Genomic DNA, 23,505 nt, shown 5'->3' with positions numbered 1-23,505 from the left:
ATATAAAGCCGTTATACAGATAATGCTACAAAAGTAAACATCACCCCGCACAACGGCTTTACTGTAATGTTAACTTATTCTTCAGTTGTAGCTGCCGGAGCTTCTACTGCAGGAGCCTCAGCTTCTGTAGTTTCAACCTCGCCTGCAGGAGCATCCTGGAAGTCATCTTTGTCAGATTTCCTGTCAGCAAGACCTTCAACAACAGCGCCTGTTACTAAAGATAAAATTTTGTCTATTGATTTAGAAGCATCATCATTTGCAGGGATAACATAATCAACCTGACGTGGGTCAGAGTTGGTATCTACCATTGCGAAAACCGGAATGTTTAATTTCTGAGCTTCTTTTACTGCGATATGTTCTGCCTTGATGTCTACAACAAATAACGCAGCCGGTAGCCTTGTCATGTCAGCAATAGAACCAAGGTTTTTTTCAAGCTTAGCACGTAGACGATCTACCTGAAGGCGCTCTTTCTTAGAAAGCGTCATGAATGTACCGTCTTTCTTCATTTTATCAATAGAAGCCATTTTCTTAACAGCTTTACGGATAGTGATGAAGTTAGTAAGCATACCACCAGGCCACCTTTCAGTGATGTATGGCATGTTAGCGGCAGCTGCTTTTTCAGCAACGATGTCTTTTGCTTGTTTTTTTGTGGCAACGAAAAGGATTTTTCGGCCTGAAGCAGCTATTTTTTTAAGAGCTTCGTTAGCCTCTTCTATTTTAGCTGCAGTTTTATACAGGTTGATAATGTGTATACCATTACGCTCCATGTATATGTAAGGAGCCATATTCGGATCCCATTTTCTGGTCATGTGTCCAAAGTGAACACCTGCTTCCAGTAAGTCTTTAACTTCTACTTTATTTGCCATTTTTGTAATAGTTTACGTTCTGTTGAGTAAGCGCAATGAGTAAGTGGCGAATTAACGGCCTTGCCCATTTAGATGCTAAACTAACCCCTCACCTCGGCGGGGCAACAACAACTTAGTTTTAAATAATAATAATAAACAGTTCGGGATAAAATCCCAATAAACATATTAACGTTTAGAGAACTGGAATCTCTTACGGGCTTTCTTCTGGCCGAATTTCTTACGTTCTACCATACGAGGATCCCTTGTTAATAGGCCTTCTGGTTTAAGGATTAGCCTGTTTTCAGCATCAACTTCACACATAGCGCGTGCAATTGCCATCCTTACAGCTTCTGCCTGTCCTGTAATACCACCACCATATACATTTACTTTTACGTCAAAGTTTTCAGCTGTGTTAGTCAGGCTAAGCGGCTGGCGTACTTTGTACTGTAGTGTAGCTGTAGGGAAGTATACTTCAAGGTCTTTCTTGTTAACCGTGATTTTTCCTGAGCCTTCAGTCAGGTAAATACGGGCAACAGCAGTTTTTCTCCTGCCAATTTTGTGGATTGTCGCCATCTTACTTTAGGTCGTTTAAGTTAACGGTTTTAGGAGTCTGCGCCTCATGTTTGTGGTCAGCTCCTGCATATACATTCAGGTTGCGGAAAAGTTGCGCGCCTAATTTGTTTTTAGGTAGCATACCTTTTACGGCTTTCTCTACTAAGATTGAAGGATTTTTTGCCTTAACAATTTTAGCAGCAAGGATCCTTTGTCCTCCAGGGTAACCTGTGTGGCGGATATACGTTTTGTCCTCCAGTTTGTTACCTGTAAGGTTGATCTTTTCTGCGTTGATAACAATTACGTTATCACCACAGTCAACGTGCGGGGTATAATTTGTTTTGTATTTACCTCTTAAAAGCATCGCAACTTTAGAAGCAAAACGGCCCAGATTATGCCCTTCAGCATCAACAACGATCCACTCTTTCTGAGCGGTAGCTTTGTTTGCAGATACTGTTTTGTAGCTTAATGTGTTCACAATAAATTATTTTAATTAAACATTCCGTCCCCAATAAAGGGGTTGCAAAAGTACAATTATTTCTTAGAAATTCAAATAAGGATAAAAATTATTATTTAACCAATAATTTTCAGTAAAGCGAAGGCTGTAAAGATAGGCTTTTTTAAGGTGATTTGGTAATGCGGGAATGTGGTTATTTGTTTGTGGTATTGTTTAAATTCTTCTTGCTGCTTTTTAATATCTTTGCCTTCCAACAATAACAGCCATGCCTATTAATTTTTTAGATAATGTTGACGAAGAGTCTTTTTTTGAACGCGCAGGCGTAAGGGCAATACTTGGTGGGGTAATAGGTATGGTGCTTTTTTGTTACATGCTTTTACGGCTAAGCGATCCGTGGATAAAACAAAATGCTCTTGATAATTTTAAAGAAAAAAAGTTATCTGGCAGGATTGTTCTAAAGGCTATAGATACCTTTAATCACTATGAACCTTATCTGGTAATTAAAAAGCGCAAGCACTCCGTGGACAGATTTATATGGGATCAGGTTGCTGTAGGAGACTCTGTTGCTAAAGTTCGAAATGTGGATTATTTTAAGATCATTAGAAAAGACACTACAATTACAATCACAGTTCAGCAATATAAAGTGTATATTGATAGTATTTACGCACTCAGGTAGTAACCCTTACTCCAGCGCCTTTACCTTATTACTATACACCACCACAAATGGCACTTTTTTAGAATTGTCTTTTGCTACATGCGCAAACTTATACTTTTTAGCATCGCTGCTTTCTATTGTAATTTCCTTTTTACTATAGCTGTCGTATATTTTGGTGTCCAGTGTATTGTCTATACGTATTTTCTCGGCAATACCGTTGCCGCGGTTAGTAAGGGCATAGCCTTTATATAGCTGCTTGCCGCCATTGGTTACTACAATCTCTGCTCCGTTAAAATTCTTGGTAAGCACCAGTACAGAATAGTTTTCTGCCGTAGCGCCAAGTTCTTTTAGCAATGCTGTGGTTTGTGCGGGGGTAGCAGCCTTAAAACCGTCGCTGTATATAAAATTCTCTTTAGTAGGCTCTGCTGTGGCAGATGTGCTCCTGGTCTTGGTGCTTTTACACATAACAAGTAAAAAAGATAGTGCTATAATAAGGAGTACTTTTTTCATGGCTAAATAAGTATTAAGTCTTTAAATATAAGGTAAAGCTGTTTTTAGTACCAATGGTTTATGATATAAATAACATAACAATTTTGCCTAAAAAGAGGTAATTGTTGAGGAAAGCACTGTAAATAAGGTTGTTTTGTTAAATAATTTTATATTTTTGAACAACTTTCAAACAAAACACGAACAAACATGAAAACGTATAACAAAGCCATCTCTGCCCTGGCAGCAATGGTTTTAGTAACAGGTTGTGCCAAAAAGGAAACTGCCTTTAACGACCCGTTGCTAACCAACCGCGACACAACTGTTAGTCCGGCGCAGGACTTTTTTCATTATGCTAACGGCGGCTGGTTTAAAAGCCACCCGATACCCGATAGTGAGCGTAGCAACGGTATTTTTAGAACCATACAAGATACCATAAACGCGCAGATAAAGAACATTTGCGAAAACGCGGCAAAAAATAAAGATGCTGCAAAAGGTAGTAACGAGCAAAAAATTGGCGATTTCTACGCATCGGGCATGGATACCATAGCTATAGATAAAGAAGGCCTAAAGCCACTTGCAGAGCCTATGAAACGTATTGATGCCATTACCGATGTGCCATCGCTACTTTCTACAATAGGGTACCTGCACACCGTGGGTGCCACACCGGCTTTTACTTTTTATGTAAACCAGGATGATAAGATAAGTACCAAGTATGCTATTTTTCTGCAACAGGGTGGTTTAGGCCTTGGTAACCGTGATTATTATTTTAATAGCGATGCCGAGGCAGTTAATATTCGCACAGAATATGTAAAGCATATTGCAACCATGCTTAAGCTTACGGGTACTGATGAGGCTACCGCAAAAACAGATGCAGATGGTATTATGAAGCTGGAGACTGAACTGGCTACTGCTTCGCGTAAGCTTGAAGCACTTCGCGACCCGCTTAAAAATTATAATAAGATGCCGCTGGCTAAGTTTTCTGCCGACACGCCAAATGTAAACTGGGGTTCTGTTATCGGTACACTTGGTATTCAAAAGGCAGATAGTGTTATTGTAGGGCAACCTGAGTTTTTTACCGCGCTTAACAGGATGGTTAAAAGCTACCCTGCTGAAAGCTGGAAAAAATACCTGAAGTATAACCTTGTTAGCGAATATGCCTCTTTCCTTAAAAAGGACATTGCCGACGAGAATTTCCATTTTTACAGTACCGTTATGGGCGGGGTTACTAAACAAAGGCCGCGCTGGAAACGCGTTGTAGAGCAAACCAATGGTATGCTGGGCGAACTTATAGGCCAGGTATATGTAAAAGACTATTTGCCAAAGGGTACAAAGGAAAAGTTACTTGAAATAGGTAATAATATTCGCGATGTATATGCCGATCATATTAAAAACCTGGACTGGATGAGCGAGCCTACAAAAAAGAAGGCATTGCAAAAACTGAGCAAGATAATTATGAAGGTGGGTTACCCGGACGAATGGAAAGATATGAGCAAACTTACCATTGGGAATTCATACTGTGCAAATGTAATGGCTGCCAGCAAATGGCAGTATGATTATATGGTTGCAAAATACGGGCAGCCGGTAGACCGTAATGAGTGGGGTATGTACCCACAAACCTATAATGCATACTATAACCCAAGCAATAACGAAATTGTAGTGCCGGCTTGTAATATACTTGTACCGGGCTTTGAGGGCCGTATGCCCGATGATGCCATACTATATGGTATAATAGGCGGCTCTACCTTTGGGCACGAAATTACACACGGTTTTGACGATCAGGGTAGCCAGTATGATGAAAAGGGTAACCTTAACAACTGGTGGACGGCAGAAGATCTGGCTAAGTTTCAGGCTAAGACAAAACTTATCGTAGAGCAGTTTAATAAGTTTGAAGCACTGCCGGGCAAGTTTGTAAATGGCGATGCCACACAAGGCGAAAACATTGCCGACCTTGGCGGCGTGGTTATGGGGCTTGAGGCATTTAAAAAAACAGCCCAGTTTAAAGACAACGAAGAGATAAGTGGCTTTACGCCAACACAACGCTACTTTATAGCTTATGGTTATGCCTGGATGGTAAACATTAAAAAAGAAGCATTGTCGCAACAGATAATGACCGATGTGCACGCACCGGCACAGTACCGCATAAACGGGCCACTGGCTAACATACCTGAGTTTTATAAAGCCTTTGGCATAAAGCCGGGCGATAAAATGTACCAGCCGGACAGCCTTAGGGTGGTTATCTGGTAGGAGATTATAAAATATATTGGCAAAGGGCACATAATTTATTATGTGCCCTTTGTTATTTATACAGGCTATTTATCTATTATGGCTTTGCGGTGCAGTTTGCCCCAGTCACGCAGAGCAATTAAAACATCTTTAAGGGTTTCTGCGTGGGGACGTAAAGAATATTCGGTTAATACGGCTGAGTAATCGGATACCGTACGCTTAATCAGCAGGTTGTTTTCCAGGTCTTTTAGTTCTTTAGCCAATACCTTAGATGATATTTTTGGGATGCTTCGTTCAATTTCTTTGAAGCGCGTATTTCCTAATGATATAGACGATATTATTAATAATTTCCACTTACCATTAAGGGCTTCCAGTGCATCCTGTATGGGTAGCATTGATGCCCGGCAATCTAATTCTGTTGGCTTGCCCATGCTCTGTTGTTTTTGATTACCCATAGGTAACTGGTTACTTTTGGTAAGCAAATGTAAGTAATTTTACAATTATAAAATTACACAAAATGAATATAGGAATTGTAGGTAGTGGTAATATGGGCAGAACCATAGGGCTTAACTGGGCTTCAAAAGGCCATAACGTTTTCTTTGGGCACAGACGTGTCGAAATGCTGGAAACCATTAAAAATATTGCGGGTAATATACCGATAAGGACAGGAACCGCCATGGAAGCAATTCTAAATTCTGATGTTATATTGTATTGTTTGCGTAATACCTTTCCTTCAGAAATTGCCGCACAGGAATTATGGAACGGTAAAACGGTTATCGATCTTAACAACAACTGGGAAAGTCTTAAAACTTCAGGGACAGACTCGCTGGCCTATAAATATCAGCAGGATATTCCCGGGGCGCATTTGGTAAAAGCATTTAATAACCATGCCCAGGAATTATTTGAAACAGATGCCTATGTACTGCATAAAGCTAATACGGGCAGCTTTTATTGTGGAGACAACATTGCTGCAAATGCAATAGTTTCAGGATTGATAGAAGACATCGGGCTAACACCCATTCACAGCGGGCCTTTATCTAATGCGTATATATTAGAAAATATGGGGCACCTTATTAAATTTTTGATGCAGCAACGCGGCTTGATGATTAGTTATGGGCTAACCGCTTTTCCTGAACCGGAAGAGTATAAATTTGGCGGTAGGGTAGCATCTACCATAAAATAATACCGTGCTGTAGTATTGTGGTGAATGTGTTAGTAATACTTATGAGTATAAAAAACTAAAGGCTTCCGTTAACCGGAAGCCTTTAGCAAACTTAAACTTATATAACTAACACAAAAACTATTCTTTAATAAGTTTCATGGTACTCTGGCGGTTAGCAGAGTCGGTTGCCTTTACAAGGTAGATACCTTTAGTAAGGCTGCTCACATCATAGCTGCTGCCATTGCTGTTTGGGCCAAAGTTTTTTACAAGTTGGCCTGTAAGTGTATACACTTCTGCTTTTACAACAGGAGCATTAATGCTAAACTGTTGGTTTGCAGGGTTAGGATAAAGTGCTGCAGCTGCGGGTGTAGTTACAGTTTCGTTATTTAACACTGCCGGCTGATTGCCGTATACCCTAAACTCGCCTGCCGGTATGGTAACAGTACCGGTGCCAGCGGTAACAACTGTGTTATCCATTAAGTTGTACCAATTGCCCGCAATAGAAAAGTTAGTATTTACTGTTTGAGGCACTACACCAAAGTTAGCAAGTACCACTACAGCTTTTAGCTGGCCTTCGTTCAGGCTGTTGTTCCATATGTCTATTCTCGGGGTAAGGGTGCCAGATGTTATGGTAAACGTATTGGTATGAAATACAGGGTTAGCTTGTTTAAGCTCATTAAACTTAGCCCAGGTATTATAAATGCTCATACGGGCAGCATCTGTAGTAAATCCACGCTCTGCCGGTATAGGCTTAGGGTTTGTACGGCAGTCGTTATTATACGTTCCGTTTTCGCAGTAGTTAATGCCAAAGTTATAGCCAAGCTCTGCAAACTGCCAAAACATTTTAGGCCCCGGTATAAGTAATGATACCGCACCTATTGCTTTTTGTCTTTCCAGTCCTGTTGCTAAATCTTTAATGTTGTAATTGTTTGTAGTTACCCCATGTAAAAGGTTTTTGTACATAAGCCTTTCTTCATCGTGGCTCTCCATGTATCCCATAACGCGGGATGCTATATAGCCACGGTTTTCAAAGTCCATGTTTGCAAAATTGCTTTGCTCAGCATATCCCATGCTAAGCTGGTTGTATGCGTAGTTAAAGTTACCCCATGGCATAATTCCTTTGCCTTCTGCAATACGATAGTTAGCCCATTCTACCTCTTCGTTAGCGCTGCCGCCCACACCAAGGTGTTCAAATATTACATAAAAATCAGGGTCAATAGCCCACTGGTAATCTGCATATTGTTTAAGTATAGCTACGCGGTCTGCCTGGTAGGCACTTGTGCAGGTTTCATCTCCGGCGGTGCAGTTTTGTGTAAATCCTTTTGTAAGGTCCCAACGGAAACCATCTATCTTAAACTCGTTCATCCAGTATTCTACTGTACGTTGCACATAATACTGAGTAAGCGCACTCTGGTGGTTAAGGTCGCTACCCACGCTGTAGGCATGCCTTGCAACAGTATTACAGTAGGGGTTATCTGTGGCAGGATCGCCATATCCGTCGCCATCGGGGTCATTTGCCCACATGCGCACCAGTGGCGAACGTCCGTATACATGGTTAAGGGCAACATCTAATATTACGGCAATACCATTTTGGTGGCAAAGGTCGATAAATGCTTTCATGGCGTCAGCCGTTCCATACGATTTATCCGTTGCCATATGATAGATCGTATTATAGCCCCAGGAGATATTACCTTCAAATTCCATTACCGGCATTAGCTCGATAGCATTTACATGCAGGTTTTTAAAGTAGTCTATTTGTGCAGCCATACTGTTCCAGGTCTTCTCAGTATTAAAATCGCGTATTAGCGCTTCATATACTATAAGGTCTTCTTTCGCAGGGCGCACAAAGCCTGTTGCCTGCCAGTCATAAACCGGTTGCCCTGTTTTTAGTACAGATACATCAAAAGATTGTCCTGCAGGATAAACAGGCAGGTTAGGGTAAACTGCGGGTGTGATAAACGGATCGTCATTAGGAGACAGCACCAGGTTAGAAAACGCATCGGCAACTTTTACAAGTGCTTTACTGTTTGCTGTGGGAGTCTGGTCGATAACCCAGTATTGGTAGGTGTAATTTTGCCCGGCAGTAAGCCCTGTAAGCGTTAGCCAGAATTTACCCGTTGCAGGGTCTTTTTTCATGGCGTGTGTCGTACCAGGGTTGTAGTTGTTAAAGCTGCCAGCCACATATACAAAATCTTTGCCCGGTGCGTTTAGTACCAATGTTGCCGTTGTGGCATCGGCAGGATTATAGTTAATACCGTCTTTAGCACCTGCCGGCATGGCCTGGTTTACATTCCCCGGATTTACAATAACATCAAATTCTTTGGTCTTAACCTCTGTACCCAGTGTTGTAACCATTTGGTAGTGGGTATTGGCTGTAATGTTATTATGGGTATAGGTATAGTTTGCAGTGCTCTCAATAGTATTAATGCTTGTGCCGTTTGCAATAAGGTTATAACGTGCATTACCACCAATGTTATTAGCAGCGATTGAAAGACTACCGCCAGAGTTAATTATAGTAGTAGAGCCTTCGGCAGGAGCTGTAAGGTTTACCTGAAAAGCGCCTACGTTTACAAAAATATCATCTGATTGCGGACTGTTTGTAGCTGCCCTGAACACCACACATATCTCAGTAATGGTGCTTCCGGCTGCTACGCCAAAGTAGCTGTATAAATCAGGGGTAAGTTCCAGTTTATAATTCGTTCCGCTTACCAGTGTAAGGGCAGGCTGGGTTGTATTGTTTCCCCATGACCCTTTTACATTGCTCCACCTTGTGCCGTTTACAGTAACCCCTATATGAGCATAGATAGTACCGGTATAGCTGGCAAGCGGTGTGCCTGCTTTATTAAAATTTAGCGTTACAGGGGCAGTAGGCAGGCCCGGATTTGGCGTGGTAGTTACCTGTGCAAAAGCTGTAAGATTTATAAGTAGCAGTATTAAAAGTGTAATTTTTTTCATGCCAATAGTTTATGGAAAAAGGGCTGCAATGTAGCAGCCCTTTTTTTGATTTTTATTATTGAAGTTCTACAGTGTAAGTGTATGCCCTTGGAGAGCTTAGGTCGAGCGTTATCTTATACGTTCCCGCTGTTACTGCAATATTGGCACCGCCCTCGTTAAGAGAACTGTCTGCCTGGTCATCGCCATAGTTAAGGGTCCATGCATCATTAGCGCGGAATTTAATTTCACCCGCAGATAGTGCAGTAGTTAACGTCCATTTTTTTATAGTCTGGTCATACGTCATGTCTATGTCGTTACTCCAGCCATCGCCACCGGTAATAGCTGCTGTAGCAGATCCTATAACACCCCACGTTGTTTGTGTAAGCGAATAAGAAAGGGTTGTAGCAGCAGTATTTACTTTTATTTGGTAATATCCGGGCTGGCTAACGGCAATAGCCGGCCCACCGTCTGCAATAAGGTTAGCACCTGCGCCCATGCCATAAGTAATTCCGTCTCCCGTCGCATTAGACTGAAATTTAATGCCTTCACCAGAGCCGGTTTCAGCGGTAGCTATATATACATAGCCTTCAAAGTTAGTATTACCATATGACTGTGCTTTAAGCTGCGGTGCTGCTTCGCCACTCCAGTCGGTTCCATAGCCACTTGCAGTCTGGTAGGTACCGGTTACCCACAGGCGCGGTGTTTCTGTAGTGTAAGGTGTAATGATCATTTCTACGGCATTACTGTAAAGTATGTTTGTGCCAACATAGGCTTTTACCCTTACCTCAAAGTTTGCGGTAACAAAAGGTGATGCACCTAATGCGCGAACGGCGGTATTTAATACGTTTTGAGAAGCCGCCAGTTGCGTGGCACCATTTGCAGACGCTACAATTACAGGCGTATCAAAATTATCTCCTGCTTTGTCTATCTCGATGTTGTAGTTAGGAATAATGCCTTCGCCAAAATTTGCCGCAGACCATACAAACCTTTCGGCAAGAAGATCCATGGTTTCAGGGCTAAGTACATAGGTGTTACCTTCTTCAGGTGCAGTAAGCACCGGAGCGTCTTTGCCTTGTACTACAGGCCTGTTTTCTACATCATCTATATTACATGATACTGCAAATATTGCAAGTATCGCTATCATTGAATTTCTTAAAGTCTTCATATCTTAAGTTACAATTTTTTGTTTATTAATAGCCTGGGTTTTGTACCAGCAATGGGTTTGCAGCCAAAGCTCTTGTAGGTATTGGGAAAATATTTCTGAAGCTTGGTGTAGGGCTTCCGGTTGGTGTATTGCCTTTATACGGCCATAGGTAAGAACCTCCTGTTAATTTGCCAAAGCGCACAAGGTCTGTCCTGCGGTGGCCTTCCCAATGCAGTTCACGTGCCCTTTCATCAAGAATAAAGTTAAGGTTCATACTTGTTACGTCACCTGCGGTACTGCCATATGCCCTCTCCCTAACCTTGTTTACATATACTAAGCCGTTAGCTATATCCTGGCCGGTACGCAGGGCACACTCTGCATACATAAGGTAAGCATCTGCAAGGCGGAATATAGCGAAATCAGTGTCTACAAAATCTCCTGCGGCGTCAGATCCCTTAACCCCTGCAGAGGTTACGTTCTTAAATTTTTTTATAGCATAACCGTCACCAAAGTTACCTATGTCGGTAATTTCAAGAGATTGTCCTGATGTGTAGAAATTAGACCTGTCATCCATTGTGCTGTTGTTAAACTTTGCCACAAATGCAGATGTGGTCCTTACGCCACCCCAGCCGCCGTTTACACCAAACTCTGCTACTGGCATAGAACCACCCAGTGGCGCATGTACCAGGAAGGTAGTCCCTCCATAAGTTTTAGTGCGAAGGCCATCAAATGCGACAGCAAATATTGCTTCGTTCTGCGCACCGTTTTTATCGTTATCTGCCAAAAACAATTCATCATATTTGTCGTGTAACGCATAACCGCTGTTTATAACCTGGGTAAGTAGTGGCATGGCTTCGGCATATTTAGCTTTGCCGGTATATACCTGTGCGTTTAAGTACAGCTTGGCCCTAAGCATCCATGCAGCCGCTTTATCTACCCTTGGGTATTCGTTAGTGCGTGGTGCTTTAAGGTTTGTAACAAGGTCAGTAAGTTCAGTATCTATAAAATCGAACATTTCCTGTGCCGTAGCTTGTTTTGGCAAAAAGTATGTTGTAGGGTCATTTTCTGTTACGATACCTACACGACCCCCAAAGAGGTCAAGAAAATGCCAGTAGCTAACTGCCCTTAAAAAACGGGCTTCGGCACGATAGGCTGCAATTTCTGTACGCAGGTCTCCTGTTACGCCACGGGCATCCAGTTTTACATCTGTTGTTTGGCGCAGGTACTCATTACAGTTTTTGATCTCAAAGTCAAGACGGCTAAACGTTGCGTTTATAAAGTTGTCATTAGATGACCATGTCTGGTAATGAAAATCTTTAATTGTCTGGTCATTCCAGCCTATAACAGCCTCATCGGTAGTTAATTCCTGTAGTAACCAAAGTCCGCGTATATACTGGCTAAAGCCTTCGTCAATGCCGGAAATGTCTGGTGATCCTGATGGGCCATCCTGGCCTGTAGTAGAAAAGCCTGCATAAAGTTTTGCAAGAGTTTCTTTATAAGCTTCAGGCTTGCTGTAGAGTTCTTCAACCGTAGGTAAGCCTACGCTTGATGGGTCTGACTGGTCCAGGTCGTTAAGGCACGAGCTGAACGTAAATGCTGCGAGCATAAGACCGGCCGCTAGTTTTAAGTTGATATTTTTCATATTCAAAGTCAATTTTTAGAAGTTTACGTTTAGGCCCACTGTGTAGATACGTGGCCTTGGGTAAAAGTTGTTATCAATACCTCCCGAAATCTCAGGGTCTATACCATTATAGCCTGTAATTACAAATACGTTTTGTACAGCTCCTGTAAGCCTTAAGGTACTGCCTTCTGAGAAAATATTTTTAAACGTATATCCTGCTGTTATGTTGTCCATTCTCAGGAAAGATGCGTCTTGTACATAGTAGTCAGAATAGTACTGAGGATTTACAAACCCTGAGTTAAGGGCATCTGTATGTACGTTGTTAAGATAAGCACCGTTTGTAGGTAAGCCGGTATTAGCATTTCCGGTATTAGAGTATACGTTGTTGTAGTTATAGTTGCCAAAACTTCCGCGGAAACTCATAGACAGCCACCAGTTCTTGTAAGTAAAGTCGGTATTAAAGCCATAGAACATATCAGCCTGTGGCTTATGGAACCTGTAAAGATCCTGCTCATTAATAATACCGTCATTGTTACGGTCTACATATACGCCCTCAATAGGTTTATGGTTAGCATCATATGCCTGCTCATACACATAGAAGCTGCTAGGCCAGTAGCCAACCTGGTTGTTTTGTATAAAAGAACCTACACCTCCGCTTATGCCCCCTGTGGCATAACCCGGGAAGCTTGGAGCACTCTGGCTGGTAATTTTTGTGATTTTAGAGTTCTGCCATGTAAAGTTACCGCCGATTCTCCAGGTAATATCATCTGTGCGGATAGGATAGGTATCTATGCTAAGTTCAAAACCTTTGTTTTTCATGTTACCAATGTTATATTTATTCTCGTTAGAGAAGTTAACACCCTGTGGGTTGGTAGCATTTACAATAAGGTCTGTTGTTTTGCGCTCATAATATTCTGCGCTACCTGTAATACGGTCATTAAAGAAGCCAAAGTCTACACCAAAGTTAAGCGTAGCGGTCTCTTCCCATTTAAGGTTTGAATTGTATGCAAGTGGCACAAAGGTATTAAAGTAAATAGGCTTGCCGTTTTCGTCATAACCAAACTGGTACTGTGCAGTATTTGTAGACAACGAGTATAGCGGTACAGAAGGGTAAAGCACACCGGTATCCTGCTGGCCGGTTTTACCCCAGCTTGCACGCAGTTTAAGTTCGCTTAGCATCTTACTGTCTTTAAGAAAATCTTCGTTGTTTATTTTCCATGCCGCAGAAGCCGCCGGGAAATAGCCCCATCTGTTTTCTTCAGTAAAGCGCGATGAGCCATCTGCCCTGAATGATCCGTTAAGGATATATTTATCTGCTATGGTAAATGTAGCCCTTCCAAAAAACGATTGAAGGTTAAGGCGTGTATTTGATGGATTGTCAGGATTAAATACACCATTGGCAGCATCATAATTATAATTTGTGTTTTCGTATTTAAAATCCTGGTAGTTGTAACCACCTGTAACATCAAAATTAGTTTTTATGCTTTCTACATACTTGTTGTAGTTAAAATAAAGGTCCATTACCTGGATTTTTTTGTTCTGGGTAGTGTTATATGCACTTCCGGCTTCAGACGGAACGACGTAATCGCTGTCTACATTTCCATAAGTACGGCCCCTTGAATAGTCATAACCCAGGTTGGCTATAAGTTTAAGTTCTTCAAAGCCGTGAATTTTATATTCTACCTGTCCGTTACCTATGCTCCTGTAAGAGTTACCAAAGTTGTGCTTTTGCTCCAGCATTGCCACGGGGTTGCGGCTTGCATTTGGCTCATATTCTCCGTTTGCTTTAAGCCACTGGAAAAAAGTACCATCAGCCCTGCGTATTGGTTGTGTAGGGTCAAAAGCTACTGCTGCGCCAATGGCACCTTTGTCTGCATAAATGTTGTGCATTACAGACGATTTGTTTGTAAGCTCTACCTTAAGGTGATTGTCAAAAAAGTTACCGGTAACATTAGCATTAACCGTTGTTCTTTCAAAGTTGTCTGTTTTAAGAAGGCCATTCATGTTTGTATAACCGGTTGAGGCACGGTATACAATGTTGTCTGAGCCACCCTGCACAGAAAAGTTGTGGTCTGTACCCATTGCAGTACGGTAAATTTCTTTTTGCCAGTCGGTATTTGCAGTTCCAAGTAACGGTTTAAACGGGTTAGTGCCGTTAGACCTTACTCCGGCCGTATTTACAAAATCCCTGTACTGCCCGGCTGTCATGTTGCTTACGGTTTTGCCTACCTGGTAAACCTGGTAGTTGCCATTGTAGCTTACCTGCATTTCTCCACTCTTACCTTTTTTTGTGGTAATTATTATTACACCGTTAGATGCACGCGAACCATAAATGGCCGTAGCTGCAGCATCTTTTAGTATAGACATGCTTGCAATATCATTCTGGTTAATGCTTGCAAGCGGATTACGGCCGCCTATTGCACCACCACCACCTACTTCTACAGGTACACCGTCTATTACATAAAGTGGGTCGCTGTTAGCATTTAGCGATGCACCACTCCTGATGCGCACTAACGATCCGCTGCCCGGCTCACCACCTCCTGTAGTTACCTGTACACCAGATACACGTCCTTGTATAAGCTGCTCAGCGCCTATAATAGGACCCTTTTGAAATTGCTCAGCCGTAACACTTGTTATGGCTCCTGTCGAGTTTTTCTTGGTAGTAGTACCGTAGCCTATTACCACTACCTCTTTTAATTGGGTAGCATCTTCAGAAAGTACGACGTCTATAGCTGTTTGTCCTGTAAAGCTTACATTTTTTGTAGCAAAACCAATAAAGCTAAATACAAGATTTTTCCCTACAGGTACGTTTGGAAGGGTAAAGTTACCATCCATATCTGTAGACGTGCCATTTTGCGTGCCCTCTACAATTACATTTACTCCGGGTATGGGCTGCCCGGTGGTATTATCGCGTACGGTACCCGCAGCTGTCTTTGTTTGCGCAAAGACTGCAAAAGGTAACACAAGCAATAGGAGTAAAAACTTTTTCATACAAGTCGTTTAGGTTAAATTTGCGTTTTTAAATGCTTATAAAATCACTTCAGGGGTTAAAATTATTTAAATGAACGTTATAAAAAAACGTTTTCGCTGGCGACACGTTACTACAACGTTGTCGTGTTGAAAACTTTTGATTAACAGCGGGGTAAAGCTGTCGTAATATTGCCATAAATAAAAATAATAAGTATCTTTATTCTTAATTCAATAATTTACGAGCAAATCGCTCAAATAGTTCTTACTACCGATGAAAAGACAGGTTACCCTTAAACAAATTGCCAGAGAACTTGATGTATCTATAAGTACCGTTTCTAAGTCGTTAAGAAACAGTCCTGAAATAGGCGAAGATACCCGTCTTAAGGTGCAGGCCTTTGCCAAGCTCTATAACTACAAGCCTAATAACATTGCCTTAAGCCTTAAGAATAAAAAGACCAAGACCATAGGTATTATTATTCCTGAAATTGTACACCACTTTTTTGCCACGGTAATTAGCGGTATAGAGCAGGTGGCTAATGAAATGGGGTATAACGTAATTGTGTGTCTTAGCAATGAGAGCTTCGATAAAGAGGTAATAAACATGGAGATGCTTGCCACCGGCAGTACCGATGGTTTTATTATGGCACTTAGTAAAGAAACCCAGCAAAAAAAAGACTTTCACCACATACAGGAGGTTATTAACCAGGGTATGCCGGTAGTAATGTTTGACCGTGTTACTAACGATGTACTGTGCGATAAGGTTATTATAGACGACCAGCTTGCGGCTTATGAAGCTGTTGATTACCTGGTAGGAAAGGGGTTTAAAAACATAGGGCTTATAACTACGGTAGATTATGTAAGTGTGGGCCGCCTGCGTACCGATGGTTATATAAACGCACTAAGCGACCACGATATGGCTATTGACGATGAACTTATTGTAAAAATTGAAGATATAGATGGCTGTGCCAGTAAAATAGAAATGCTGCTGCGCGATAAAAAGCCCGATGCCATATTTGCCGTTAATGAGCTGTTTGCGGTAACAGCCCTTAAGCTGGCAGCAAAAATGGGTATCCGTGTGCCGGAAGAGATGCAGGTAATAGGCTTTACAGATGGTATTATATCGCAATATAGCAGCCCAAGCATAAGTACCGTAAGCCAGAACGGCGTAGTTATGGGAGGCCGTGCCGCCAAGCTGCTTATAGAACGCCTGGAAAAAGAAGAAGAGCCGGAAACAGAGCAATACCGTACAGAACTGGTAGAAACGCACCTTGTTTTAAGGGAGAGCACGTTAGGTTTATAGTTTGTTGTTCTGGGTGGTTTGTTGTTCCATTCCGAACGCAGCGCAGCGGAGTTGAGGAATCTCTAACTATAAATCCCGATTACTAATGAGATGTTTCCGCTACGCTGCGCTTCGGTTAACATAGAAGAATCAATGATTATCACATAGACAAATCATCAAATCCATGCATTATAAACAATTCTACGACAACCTTGTAGTTTTTGTAAACAATTAAAATATAGTGGTTTAAAAAATAGATTCCGGTCGTGTTGCCGGAATTTTTTTTACACCAAAAATATTTTTGTATTAAAAAACATATATCTTTGTTCTGATTATCAAAGCTTATAAAGTCACTTCAAACTTTTTTATAAGATTTTGATAAGCCATACGCGCTTATCGTTAATAATTTAAATTACGATAATGGAAAAGCGTAAATTAGGTTTCTGGGAGATCTGGAACATGAGTTTCGGGTTCCTGGGAATACAAATGGGCTTTGCGCTCCAAAATGCTAACGTTAGCCGGATATTCCAGACGTTAGGCGCTGAGATAGACGATATCCCGGCACTTTGGGTAGCAGCCCCGCTCACCGGGCTCATAGTACAGCCCATCATCGGATACTTTAGCGACAGGACCTGGACAAAACTTGGCCGACGCAAACCGTATTTTTTAGCAGGTGCCTTACTGGCATCGCTGGCGTTGTTTATTATGCCAAACTCGCCGCACCTGTGGTTTGCTGCCGGTATATTATGGATGCTTGATGCGTCTATCAATATTACCATGGAGCCTTTTCGGGCTTTTGTGGGCGATGTGCTAAATGAAAAACAGCGTACCACCGGGTTTGCCATGCAAAGTTTTTTTATAGGGCTGGGTGCTTATGTGGCTTCAAAGCTGCCTAACATCCTTACCTATTTTGACGTGGCTAACACGGCTCCCGCAGGGCAGATACCGGATTCGGTTAAGTACTCGTTTTACATTGGCGGAGCAGCCTTTATCATTACCGTACTGGTTACCATCTTTACAACAAAAGAATATTCGCCCGACGAACTTGCTGCTTTTGAAAAGGCTGAAGCCGAACAATATCGCGAGGAAGAAAGGCCGGTATCCTGGTTTACGGCAAATGGCAGCAGGCACCTTACCATAGGTACCATTGCTTTGCTTATAGGATTAGTGTTTTCTTATGTGGTATATGCCTATGGGCTTAAAAAAGATTTGTATGTACTTTCACTTGGCCTTATTGGCCTGGGCGGAGCAGCGCTTATTGTTTCGGGGCTTTTCCAGAAACAGGGTAACTATCGCAACGGTTTTGTAACCATCATGAACGATTTTCAGTTTATGCCAAAGGTTATGAAACAGCTTGCCGTAGTACAGTTCTTTACATGGTTCGCATTATTTTCAATGTGGATATATACTACGGGTGCAGTAACAGAACACATTTTTAAAACTACAGATACAACTTCGGTTGCCTATAATACAGGTGCTAATGTGGTTAACGAAATGTTTGCCAATTATAACCTTGTGGGCGCTATAGCAGCTTTTTTGCTGCCGCTTATAGCAAAGCGCACCAGCCGTAAGTTTACACACTTCCTGGCATTGGTAGCTGGTGGCCTTGGGCTGGCATCTATTTACTACCTGGGTAATGCCGGTACGTTTAATGATGTCATTTTCAGGATAGGATCTCCGGATACATATTTCAACTTTACATTTTATATGTATGACCTTAGTATGATAGGCGTGGGCATTGCCTGGGCCAGCATACTTTCTATCCCGTTTGCCATGCTTAGCGGTGCTTTGCCGGCATCTAAAATGGGGTATTATATGGGTGTATTTAACTTCTTTGTAGTTATACCGCAACTACTTGCAGCCTCTATTTTAGGCTTTTTGGTTTCGTACTTTTTTAGTAATGAGCCCATTTATGCGCTGTTAATCGGCGGTGCATCTATGGTAGTGGCAGGCGTTATGGCACTGCTGGTAAACGACAAGGCAATCATCAATATCAATCAAAAATAATCAATGAAACAAAAAGCATTTATTTTCGACCTCGATGGGGTCATCGTAGACACGGCCAAGTACCACTACCTGGCGTGGCAAAAAATTGCAAACCGCCTGGGTATCGACTTTACGCATGAGCATAATGAATTACTAAAAGGCGTAAGCCGTGGCCGTTCGCTGGATATCATCCTTGGTATTGGAAACGTAGAAGCCAGCCAGGAAGATAAAGATGCCTGGCTTATCGAAAAGAACGAAGACTACATGAACTCGGTAGCTAATATGGCTGCCGATGAAATATTAGATGGTGTAATGCCGGTGCTGGAATGGCTTAAGGCTAACAACCAGGGTATAGCATTAGGATCGGCAAGTAAAAACGCAAGGCCTATACTGGAGCGTGTGGGCATTATACATTATTTCGATGCCATTGTAGACGGTAATGATGTAACCAATGCAAAGCCGGATCCTGAAGTATTTATACAGGCAGCACAATTATTGGGTAAACCTGCATCTGACGCAATAGTGTTTGAAGACTCTATTGCGGGGATAAAGGCGGCAAATATTGCCGGAATGACGAGCGTGGGCATAGGCGATGCCAACACCCTGCACGAGGCACAGCACAACTTTAGCAGCTTTGCCGGGATAAACATACATTTTTTAGAAACGTTAGTTAACAGTTAATAGACACACATGAACCAGGATTATATAGTACCGGACAATTGGTCGGTTATAGAAGAAGGATTTGATGCAGAAAGGGTGCGTTCATCAGAAAGCCTTTTTAGCATTGGCAACGGTGCCATGGGGCAGCGTGCTAATTTTGAAGAGCAGTATAGCGGGCATACCTTTCAGGGAAGTTATATAGCAGGCGTGTACTATCCGGACAAAACTAAAGTGGGCTGGTGGAAAAACGGCTACCCTGAGTATTTTGCCAAGGTGCTTAATGCGCCAAACTGGATAGGCATAGACATTGAAGTGAACGGTGAGGTACTCGACCTTGCCAAATGCAGCGTGGTAAACAATTTTCGTCGCGAGCTTAATATGCAGGAGGGTGTATACAACCGCTCTTTTGAAGCTGTACTGCAAAATGGTACTGAGATAAAAGTAAACGTTAAGCGTTTCCTGTCGTTAGTGGCAGATGAGCTTGGCGCCATAAAATATGAAATTACCCCGCTTAACCGTGCGGCACAGATAACCTATAAGCCGTATGTAGATGCGGGTGTTAAGAACATGGATGCCAACTGGGAAGAAACCTTTTGGGAGCCTGTAGATGCGCAGTATTCGGTTAACGAAGGTTTTGTAGTGGCACGCACGTTCAAGACAGGCTTTGGCGCAGCGGCTTTTATGCACAACAGTATTTTACTAAATGGCAACGATACACAAACACTACCTGTAAGTGCCCAGGCATCTGACAGGAAAGTACAGTTTAGCTATACCATAGAGGCCAACCCTAACGACACGGCTGCCATTGTAAAATTTGGCGGTTATACCGTAACGTTAAACCATGCAGAAGCGGAACTTATAAATGCAGCAAAGGCGGTTATTACTTCGGCGAAAGCCAAAGGTTTTGATGCCCTTTTAGAAGAACAGAAACAGGCATGGGCTAGTATTTGGGAAATGGCAGATATTACTATTGATGGCGACGTAAAAGCACAGCAGGGTATCCGTTTTAATATCTTCCAGCTTAACCAGACGTATTTGGGCAAAGACCCAAGGCTAAACATAGGCCCTAAAGGTTTTACCGGAGAAAAATATGGTGGCTCTACCTATTGGGATACCGAAGCTTACTGCATACCATTTTATATGGCTACTAAAGACCAGCAGGTTGCCCGAAATTTATTAACTTACAGGCACGTACAGCTTGCTAGGGCCATAGAAAATGGAGAAAAGCTTGGTTTTAAAAACGGCGCGGCACTATACCCTATGGTTACCATGAATGGTGAAGAATGCCATAACGAGTGGGAAATTACCTTTGAGGAAATTCACCGTAACGGCGCCATTGCCTTTGCTATTTATAACTATTACCGTTTTACCAATGATTACAGCTACATTCCTGAAAAAGGATTGGAGGTACTGATAGGCATAGCGCGTTTCTGGCACCAGAGGGCAACCTATTCGTCACACAAAAACAAGTACATGATACTTGGAGTTACGGGCCCTAACGAGTACGAGAACAACATAAACAACAATTTTTATACCAACTATATTGCCAAGTGGTGCATAGATTATACGGTAGAGCAAATTGCTCGTGTTCGCGATGAGTTCAATGCAGACCATACCCGTATTATGGATCTTGTAAAACTTGATGCCGAAGAAATAAAGGCGTGGCAGGAAGTGGCAGATAATATGTATTTCCCATACTCAGAAGAGTTTGGCGTATACCTGCAACAGGACGGTTTCCTTGATAAGGAGCTTGTGCCGGTAAGCCAGCTGGATAAGTCGCAAAGGCCTATCAACCAGAAATGGAGTTGGGACAGGATACTGCGTTCGCCTTACATAAAACAGGCAGATGTACTACAGGGCTTCTACTTTTTTGAAGACCATTTTAGTAAGGCACAGCTGGAAAAGCACTTTGACTTTTATGAGCCGCTAACGGTACATGAGAGTAGCCTCTCGCCATGTGTGCATAGCATACAGGCAGCCAGCCTTGACAGGATGGAACAAGCTTATACATTCTATCTACGCACATCGCGCCTGGATCTCGACGATTATAACAAAGAGGTGGAGGAAGGACTGCACATTACCAGTATGGCCGGCACCTGGATGAGTATTGTAGAAGGCTTTGGCGGCATGCGCGTTAAAAATAATATGCTGTATTTTGAACCAAAGATACCTGCACAGTGGAAAGGTTTTTCATTCAAGATCAACTTCCGTGGGCAGGTGCTTAAGGTATCGGTACAGCCGGGCGAAACACATTTTGCCCTTGAGGGCGACCATGATATGGATGTGGTGGTTAACGGTAATGCCGTTACCGTAAAGCCTAATCAGCTGGTTGCTGTTTAAGATTTCACAACCTGTAAGGTCTTCAAGGCCTTGAAAGTTTATTTATACCCACCCCGGCTTTCAGCCACCCCTCCGAAGGAGGGGAATGCTCGCTCTGTTGAGTAGATCGCTACGATTCCCCTCCTTCGGAGGGGTGCCCGCAGGGCGGGGTGGACTATATCTGAAGTATCAAACTTCAAACTATCAATAGCTACAAGATTTTAAAAACTTGCAGCAGTCCCATACTACATCAAAAATTAGTGAAATTGGTGTAATTCGTGGCAAAACAAATAGCAAAACAACACAATGAAAAAATTACTTTACATCTTACTATTCACCGGCATTACCGCCTTCGCACAGGTAGAGCGCGCCGAACCGCCATTTTGGTGGAGTGGCATGAACAACCCTGAGCTTCAGGTAATGTTCTACGGAAAAAATATTGCACAATACACGCCCTCAGTTTCAGACGGGGTAGTGATAAACAATGTGGTAAAAACCGAGAACCCTAACTATGTTTTTGTTACTATCGACACAAAGAACGTTTCGGCAAAGTCGCTAACCTTTTCGTTTAAAAACGTTAAGGACAAAGTAGCCTTTACCCAAAAATATGAACTAAAGCAGCGCAGGACAGGCTCGGCAGACCGCGAGAGTTATACCTCGGCAGATATGATGTATCTGCTAATGCCCGACCGTTTTGCTAATGGTAACCCGGATAACGATAGTACTAAAGATACTAATGAAAAGGTAAAAAGGGATAACCCTAATGGCCGCCACGGTGGCGATATTGAGGGCATCATTAAAAACCTGGACTATATAAAAGAGTTAGGTGCAACGGCTGTTTGGGCCACTCCATTGTGTGAGGATAACGATCCGCGTGGTTCCTACCACGGTTACGGCCAGAGCGATGTGTATAAAATAGACCCACGCTATGGTACAAACGAAGATTACCTGCGCCTTTCGGCTGAGGTAAAAAAGAAAGGCATGAAGCTGGTGCTTGATTATGTTACTAACCACTGGGGCGCACAACACTGGATGTATAAAGACCTGCCTACGTATGAATGGGTACACCAGTTTCCCGGATATTCGCAGAGCAACTACCGCATGGCTACCCAGTTTGATGTCAATGCGTCTAAAAGTGATAAACGCCAGTGTGTAGACGGTTGGTTCGTGCCGAGCATGCCCGACCTTAACCAAAGTAATCCGTTAGTGCTGAACTACCTTACGCAAAACGCAATCTGGTGGATAGAATATGCCGATCTTGATGGTTTCCGTGTAGATACCTACAGCTACAACGATAAGGAGGGTATCAGTAAATGGACAAAAGCCATTACAGATGAGTACCCTAAATTTAATATTGTGGGTGAGGTATGGATGAACGACCAGGCGCAAATGGCATACTGGCAAAAGGATAGTAAAGTTGGTGCCATACAGAGCTACAATTCGCACCTGCCTAGTGTTATGGATTTTACAGGTATGGATGCGTTGGCGCAGGCCTTTAGCGAAGATGATGCCGGTTGGGATCGTGGTATGTACAAAATGTACAACAACCTGGCTAACGACTTTTTGTACCCTAACATCAACAGCATCCTGACCTTTGCAGAGAACCACGACACCGGCCGCTTTAACGAGATCTACAAAAACGACTTTAAAAAATACCAGATGGCTATGGCTATTCTTGCTACAGAGCGCGGTATTCCGCAATTGTACTATGGCTCAGAGATAGGTATGGCAGGCGATAAAGGCAAAGGTGATGGTGATATTCGCCATGATTTTCCGGGTGGCTGGAAAGGCGATGATCATAATGCTTTTACTACAGCAGGCCGTACCGAACAGGAAAAGCAGTATTTCGATTTCACATCGAAATTATTTACATGGAGGAAAAGTAAAGCCGTAATCCATTCGGGTAAAACGACGCAGTATCTGCCATATGATAATGTGTATGTGTACTTCCGTTACAACGAAAAAGAGACGGTAATGGTGGTGGTAAATAACAGCGCTACAACCAAGACCTTTAAAACCGACCGTTTTTCAGAAAACATAAAAGCTTACAAATCCGGTACCGATGTAATTACGGGTAAATCGGTTAACGTTACCGGTGAGATTACGATGGAGCCGAAAAGTGTAATGGTGCTGGAACTGAAATAGGTAAAGATTAGAACTGTATGAGAAGTTTTGGACAAGCATTTTTGTCATTCCGACGATAGGAGGA

The 23,505-nt window shown here is 42.5% G+C and carries 17 protein-coding genes; 8 read left to right on the top strand and 9 right to left on the bottom strand.

The genetic code is table 11. The features are described 5' to 3' along the window. Window positions 1-74 precede the first annotated feature (74 nt). The 3 genes from rpsB to rplM form a co-directional block, all read right to left on the bottom strand. On the bottom strand, window positions 75-866 hold the full coding sequence (gene rpsB / locus DYH63_RS15700; protein ID WP_116789692.1) for a 30S ribosomal protein S2: 792 nt from the start codon (window positions 864-866) through the stop codon (window positions 75-77). Window positions 867-1,031: 165 nt separating this feature from the next. Beyond that, window positions 1,032-1,418, bottom strand: a complete 387-nt coding sequence (rpsI, locus tag DYH63_RS15695; protein ID WP_116789691.1) for a 30S ribosomal protein S9 — start codon at window positions 1,416-1,418, stop codon at window positions 1,032-1,034. A gap of 1 nt (window position 1,419) precedes the next feature. After that, window positions 1,420-1,875, bottom strand: coding sequence for a 50S ribosomal protein L13 (gene rplM / locus DYH63_RS15690; RefSeq protein WP_116789690.1), 456 nt, complete (start codon window positions 1,873-1,875; stop codon window positions 1,420-1,422). Window positions 1,876-2,119: 244 nt separating this feature from the next. On the opposite strand from rplM, the gene DYH63_RS15685 reads away from it, so the two are divergent. Further along, window positions 2,120-2,530, top strand: coding sequence for a hypothetical protein (locus DYH63_RS15685; RefSeq protein ID WP_116789689.1), 411 nt, complete (start codon window positions 2,120-2,122; stop codon window positions 2,528-2,530). A gap of 6 nt (window positions 2,531-2,536) precedes the next feature. Here the strand turns inward: DYH63_RS15685 and DYH63_RS15680 are convergent, their stop codons facing one another. Continuing rightward, window positions 2,537-3,019: a hypothetical protein gene (locus tag DYH63_RS15680; protein WP_116789688.1), complete on the bottom strand. Its 483-nt coding sequence runs from the start codon at window positions 3,017-3,019 to the stop codon at window positions 2,537-2,539. 186 nt (window positions 3,020-3,205) lie between these two features. Here DYH63_RS15680 and DYH63_RS15675 point away from each other — a divergent pair, with 186 nt between their 5' ends. Continuing rightward, the gene (locus tag DYH63_RS15675; protein ID WP_116789687.1) at window positions 3,206-5,242 is read left to right on the top strand and encodes a M13 family metallopeptidase; all 2,037 of its coding nucleotides are present in this window, start codon (window positions 3,206-3,208) and stop codon (window positions 5,240-5,242) included. Window positions 5,243-5,307: 65 nt separating this feature from the next. Here the strand turns inward: DYH63_RS15675 and DYH63_RS15670 are convergent, their stop codons facing one another. Further along, a complete protein-coding gene (locus DYH63_RS15670; RefSeq protein ID WP_240409024.1) occupies window positions 5,308-5,703 on the bottom strand; it encodes a winged helix-turn-helix transcriptional regulator in 396 nt (131 codons plus the stop codon). A gap of 35 nt (window positions 5,704-5,738) precedes the next feature. Here DYH63_RS15670 and DYH63_RS15665 point away from each other — a divergent pair, with 35 nt between their 5' ends. Next, window positions 5,739-6,404, top strand: a complete 666-nt coding sequence (locus DYH63_RS15665; protein WP_116789686.1) for an NADPH-dependent F420 reductase — start codon at window positions 5,739-5,741, stop codon at window positions 6,402-6,404. 117 nt (window positions 6,405-6,521) lie between these two features. Here DYH63_RS15665 and DYH63_RS15660 read toward each other — a convergent pair whose 3' ends face one another. The 4 genes from DYH63_RS15660 to DYH63_RS15645 are packed head-to-tail and all read right to left on the bottom strand — an operon-like array spanning window position 6,522 to window position 15,073. Beyond that, window positions 6,522-9,338 carry an alpha-amylase family glycosyl hydrolase gene (locus tag DYH63_RS15660; RefSeq protein ID WP_116789685.1) on the bottom strand — a complete coding sequence of 939 codons (2,817 nt, stop codon included), beginning with the start codon at window positions 9,336-9,338 and terminating at the stop codon, window positions 6,522-6,524. Window positions 9,339-9,393: 55 nt separating this feature from the next. Next, window positions 9,394-10,482 carry a SusE domain-containing protein gene (locus DYH63_RS15655; RefSeq protein ID WP_116789684.1) on the bottom strand — a complete coding sequence of 363 codons (1,089 nt, stop codon included), beginning with the start codon at window positions 10,480-10,482 and terminating at the stop codon, window positions 9,394-9,396. Window positions 10,483-10,507: 25 nt separating this feature from the next. Beyond that, complete coding sequence (locus tag DYH63_RS15650; protein ID WP_116789683.1) at window positions 10,508-12,103, bottom strand: RagB/SusD family nutrient uptake outer membrane protein; 1,596 nt, start codon at window positions 12,101-12,103, stop codon at window positions 10,508-10,510. 15 nt (window positions 12,104-12,118) lie between these two features. After that, complete coding sequence (locus DYH63_RS15645) at window positions 12,119-15,073, bottom strand: SusC/RagA family TonB-linked outer membrane protein (RefSeq protein WP_116789682.1); 2,955 nt, start codon at window positions 15,071-15,073, stop codon at window positions 12,119-12,121. Between the two features lie 250 nt (window positions 15,074-15,323). Between DYH63_RS15645 and DYH63_RS15640 the strand changes: the two genes are divergently transcribed. The 5 genes from DYH63_RS15640 (at window position 15,324) to DYH63_RS15620 (ending at window position 23,441) form a co-directional block, all read left to right on the top strand. Further along, a complete protein-coding gene (locus tag DYH63_RS15640) occupies window positions 15,324-16,352 on the top strand; it encodes a LacI family DNA-binding transcriptional regulator (protein WP_116789681.1) in 1,029 nt (342 codons plus the stop codon). A 399-nt stretch (window positions 16,353-16,751) separates the two neighbouring features. Beyond that, window positions 16,752-18,338, top strand: a complete 1,587-nt coding sequence (locus DYH63_RS15635; RefSeq protein ID WP_116789680.1) for an MFS transporter — start codon at window positions 16,752-16,754, stop codon at window positions 18,336-18,338. Window positions 18,339-18,341: 3 nt separating this feature from the next. Beyond that, window positions 18,342-18,998 carry a beta-phosphoglucomutase gene (gene pgmB / locus DYH63_RS15630; protein ID WP_116789679.1) on the top strand — a complete coding sequence of 219 codons (657 nt, stop codon included), beginning with the start codon at window positions 18,342-18,344 and terminating at the stop codon, window positions 18,996-18,998. A gap of 9 nt (window positions 18,999-19,007) precedes the next feature. Then, a complete protein-coding gene (locus DYH63_RS15625) occupies window positions 19,008-21,317 on the top strand; it encodes a glycoside hydrolase family 65 protein (protein WP_116789678.1) in 2,310 nt (769 codons plus the stop codon). Between the two features lie 285 nt (window positions 21,318-21,602). Further along, window positions 21,603-23,441 carry a glycoside hydrolase family 13 protein gene (locus tag DYH63_RS15620; RefSeq protein ID WP_116789677.1) on the top strand — a complete coding sequence of 613 codons (1,839 nt, stop codon included), beginning with the start codon at window positions 21,603-21,605 and terminating at the stop codon, window positions 23,439-23,441. Window positions 23,442-23,505 lie beyond the last annotated feature (64 nt).

This window comes from Flavobacterium psychrotrophum (assembly GCF_003403075.1).
In the GTDB taxonomy this organism is placed as follows: domain Bacteria; phylum Bacteroidota; class Bacteroidia; order Flavobacteriales; family Flavobacteriaceae; genus Flavobacterium; species Flavobacterium psychrotrophum.
The sequence above is the reverse complement of the archived record's forward strand: the minus strand, read 5'-3'. Positions and strand labels throughout refer to the sequence as shown.

What these genes read in the sequence shown, in the direction of transcription:
- rpsI (WP_116789691.1), bottom strand. Translation starts at nt 1,418, where the DNA reads ATGGCGACAATCCACAAAATTGGCAGGAGAAAAACTGCTGTTGCCCGT.
- pgmB (WP_116789679.1), top strand. Translation starts at nt 18,342, where the DNA reads ATGAAACAAAAAGCATTTATTTTCGACCTCGATGGGGTCATCGTAGAC.
- DYH63_RS15620 (WP_116789677.1), top strand. Translation starts at nt 21,603, where the DNA reads ATGAAAAAATTACTTTACATCTTACTATTCACCGGCATTACCGCCTTC.
- DYH63_RS15665 (WP_116789686.1), top strand. Translation starts at nt 5,739, where the DNA reads ATGAATATAGGAATTGTAGGTAGTGGTAATATGGGCAGAACCATAGGG.
- DYH63_RS15625 (WP_116789678.1), top strand. Translation starts at nt 19,008, where the DNA reads ATGAACCAGGATTATATAGTACCGGACAATTGGTCGGTTATAGAAGAA.
- DYH63_RS15650 (WP_116789683.1), bottom strand. Translation starts at nt 12,103, where the DNA reads ATGAAAAATATCAACTTAAAACTAGCGGCCGGTCTTATGCTCGCAGCA.
- DYH63_RS15675 (WP_116789687.1), top strand. Translation starts at nt 3,206, where the DNA reads ATGAAAACGTATAACAAAGCCATCTCTGCCCTGGCAGCAATGGTTTTA.
- DYH63_RS15635 (WP_116789680.1), top strand. Translation starts at nt 16,752, where the DNA reads ATGGAAAAGCGTAAATTAGGTTTCTGGGAGATCTGGAACATGAGTTTC.
- DYH63_RS15660 (WP_116789685.1), bottom strand. Translation starts at nt 9,338, where the DNA reads ATGAAAAAAATTACACTTTTAATACTGCTACTTATAAATCTTACAGCT.
- DYH63_RS15680 (WP_116789688.1), bottom strand. Translation starts at nt 3,019, where the DNA reads ATGAAAAAAGTACTCCTTATTATAGCACTATCTTTTTTACTTGTTATG.
- DYH63_RS15655 (WP_116789684.1), bottom strand. Translation starts at nt 10,482, where the DNA reads ATGAAGACTTTAAGAAATTCAATGATAGCGATACTTGCAATATTTGCA.
- DYH63_RS15645 (WP_116789682.1), bottom strand. Translation starts at nt 15,073, where the DNA reads ATGAAAAAGTTTTTACTCCTATTGCTTGTGTTACCTTTTGCAGTCTTT.
- DYH63_RS15685 (WP_116789689.1), top strand. Translation starts at nt 2,120, where the DNA reads ATGCCTATTAATTTTTTAGATAATGTTGACGAAGAGTCTTTTTTTGAA.
- rpsB (WP_116789692.1), bottom strand. Translation starts at nt 866, where the DNA reads ATGGCAAATAAAGTAGAAGTTAAAGACTTACTGGAAGCAGGTGTTCAC.
- DYH63_RS15640 (WP_116789681.1), top strand. Translation starts at nt 15,324, where the DNA reads ATGAAAAGACAGGTTACCCTTAAACAAATTGCCAGAGAACTTGATGTA.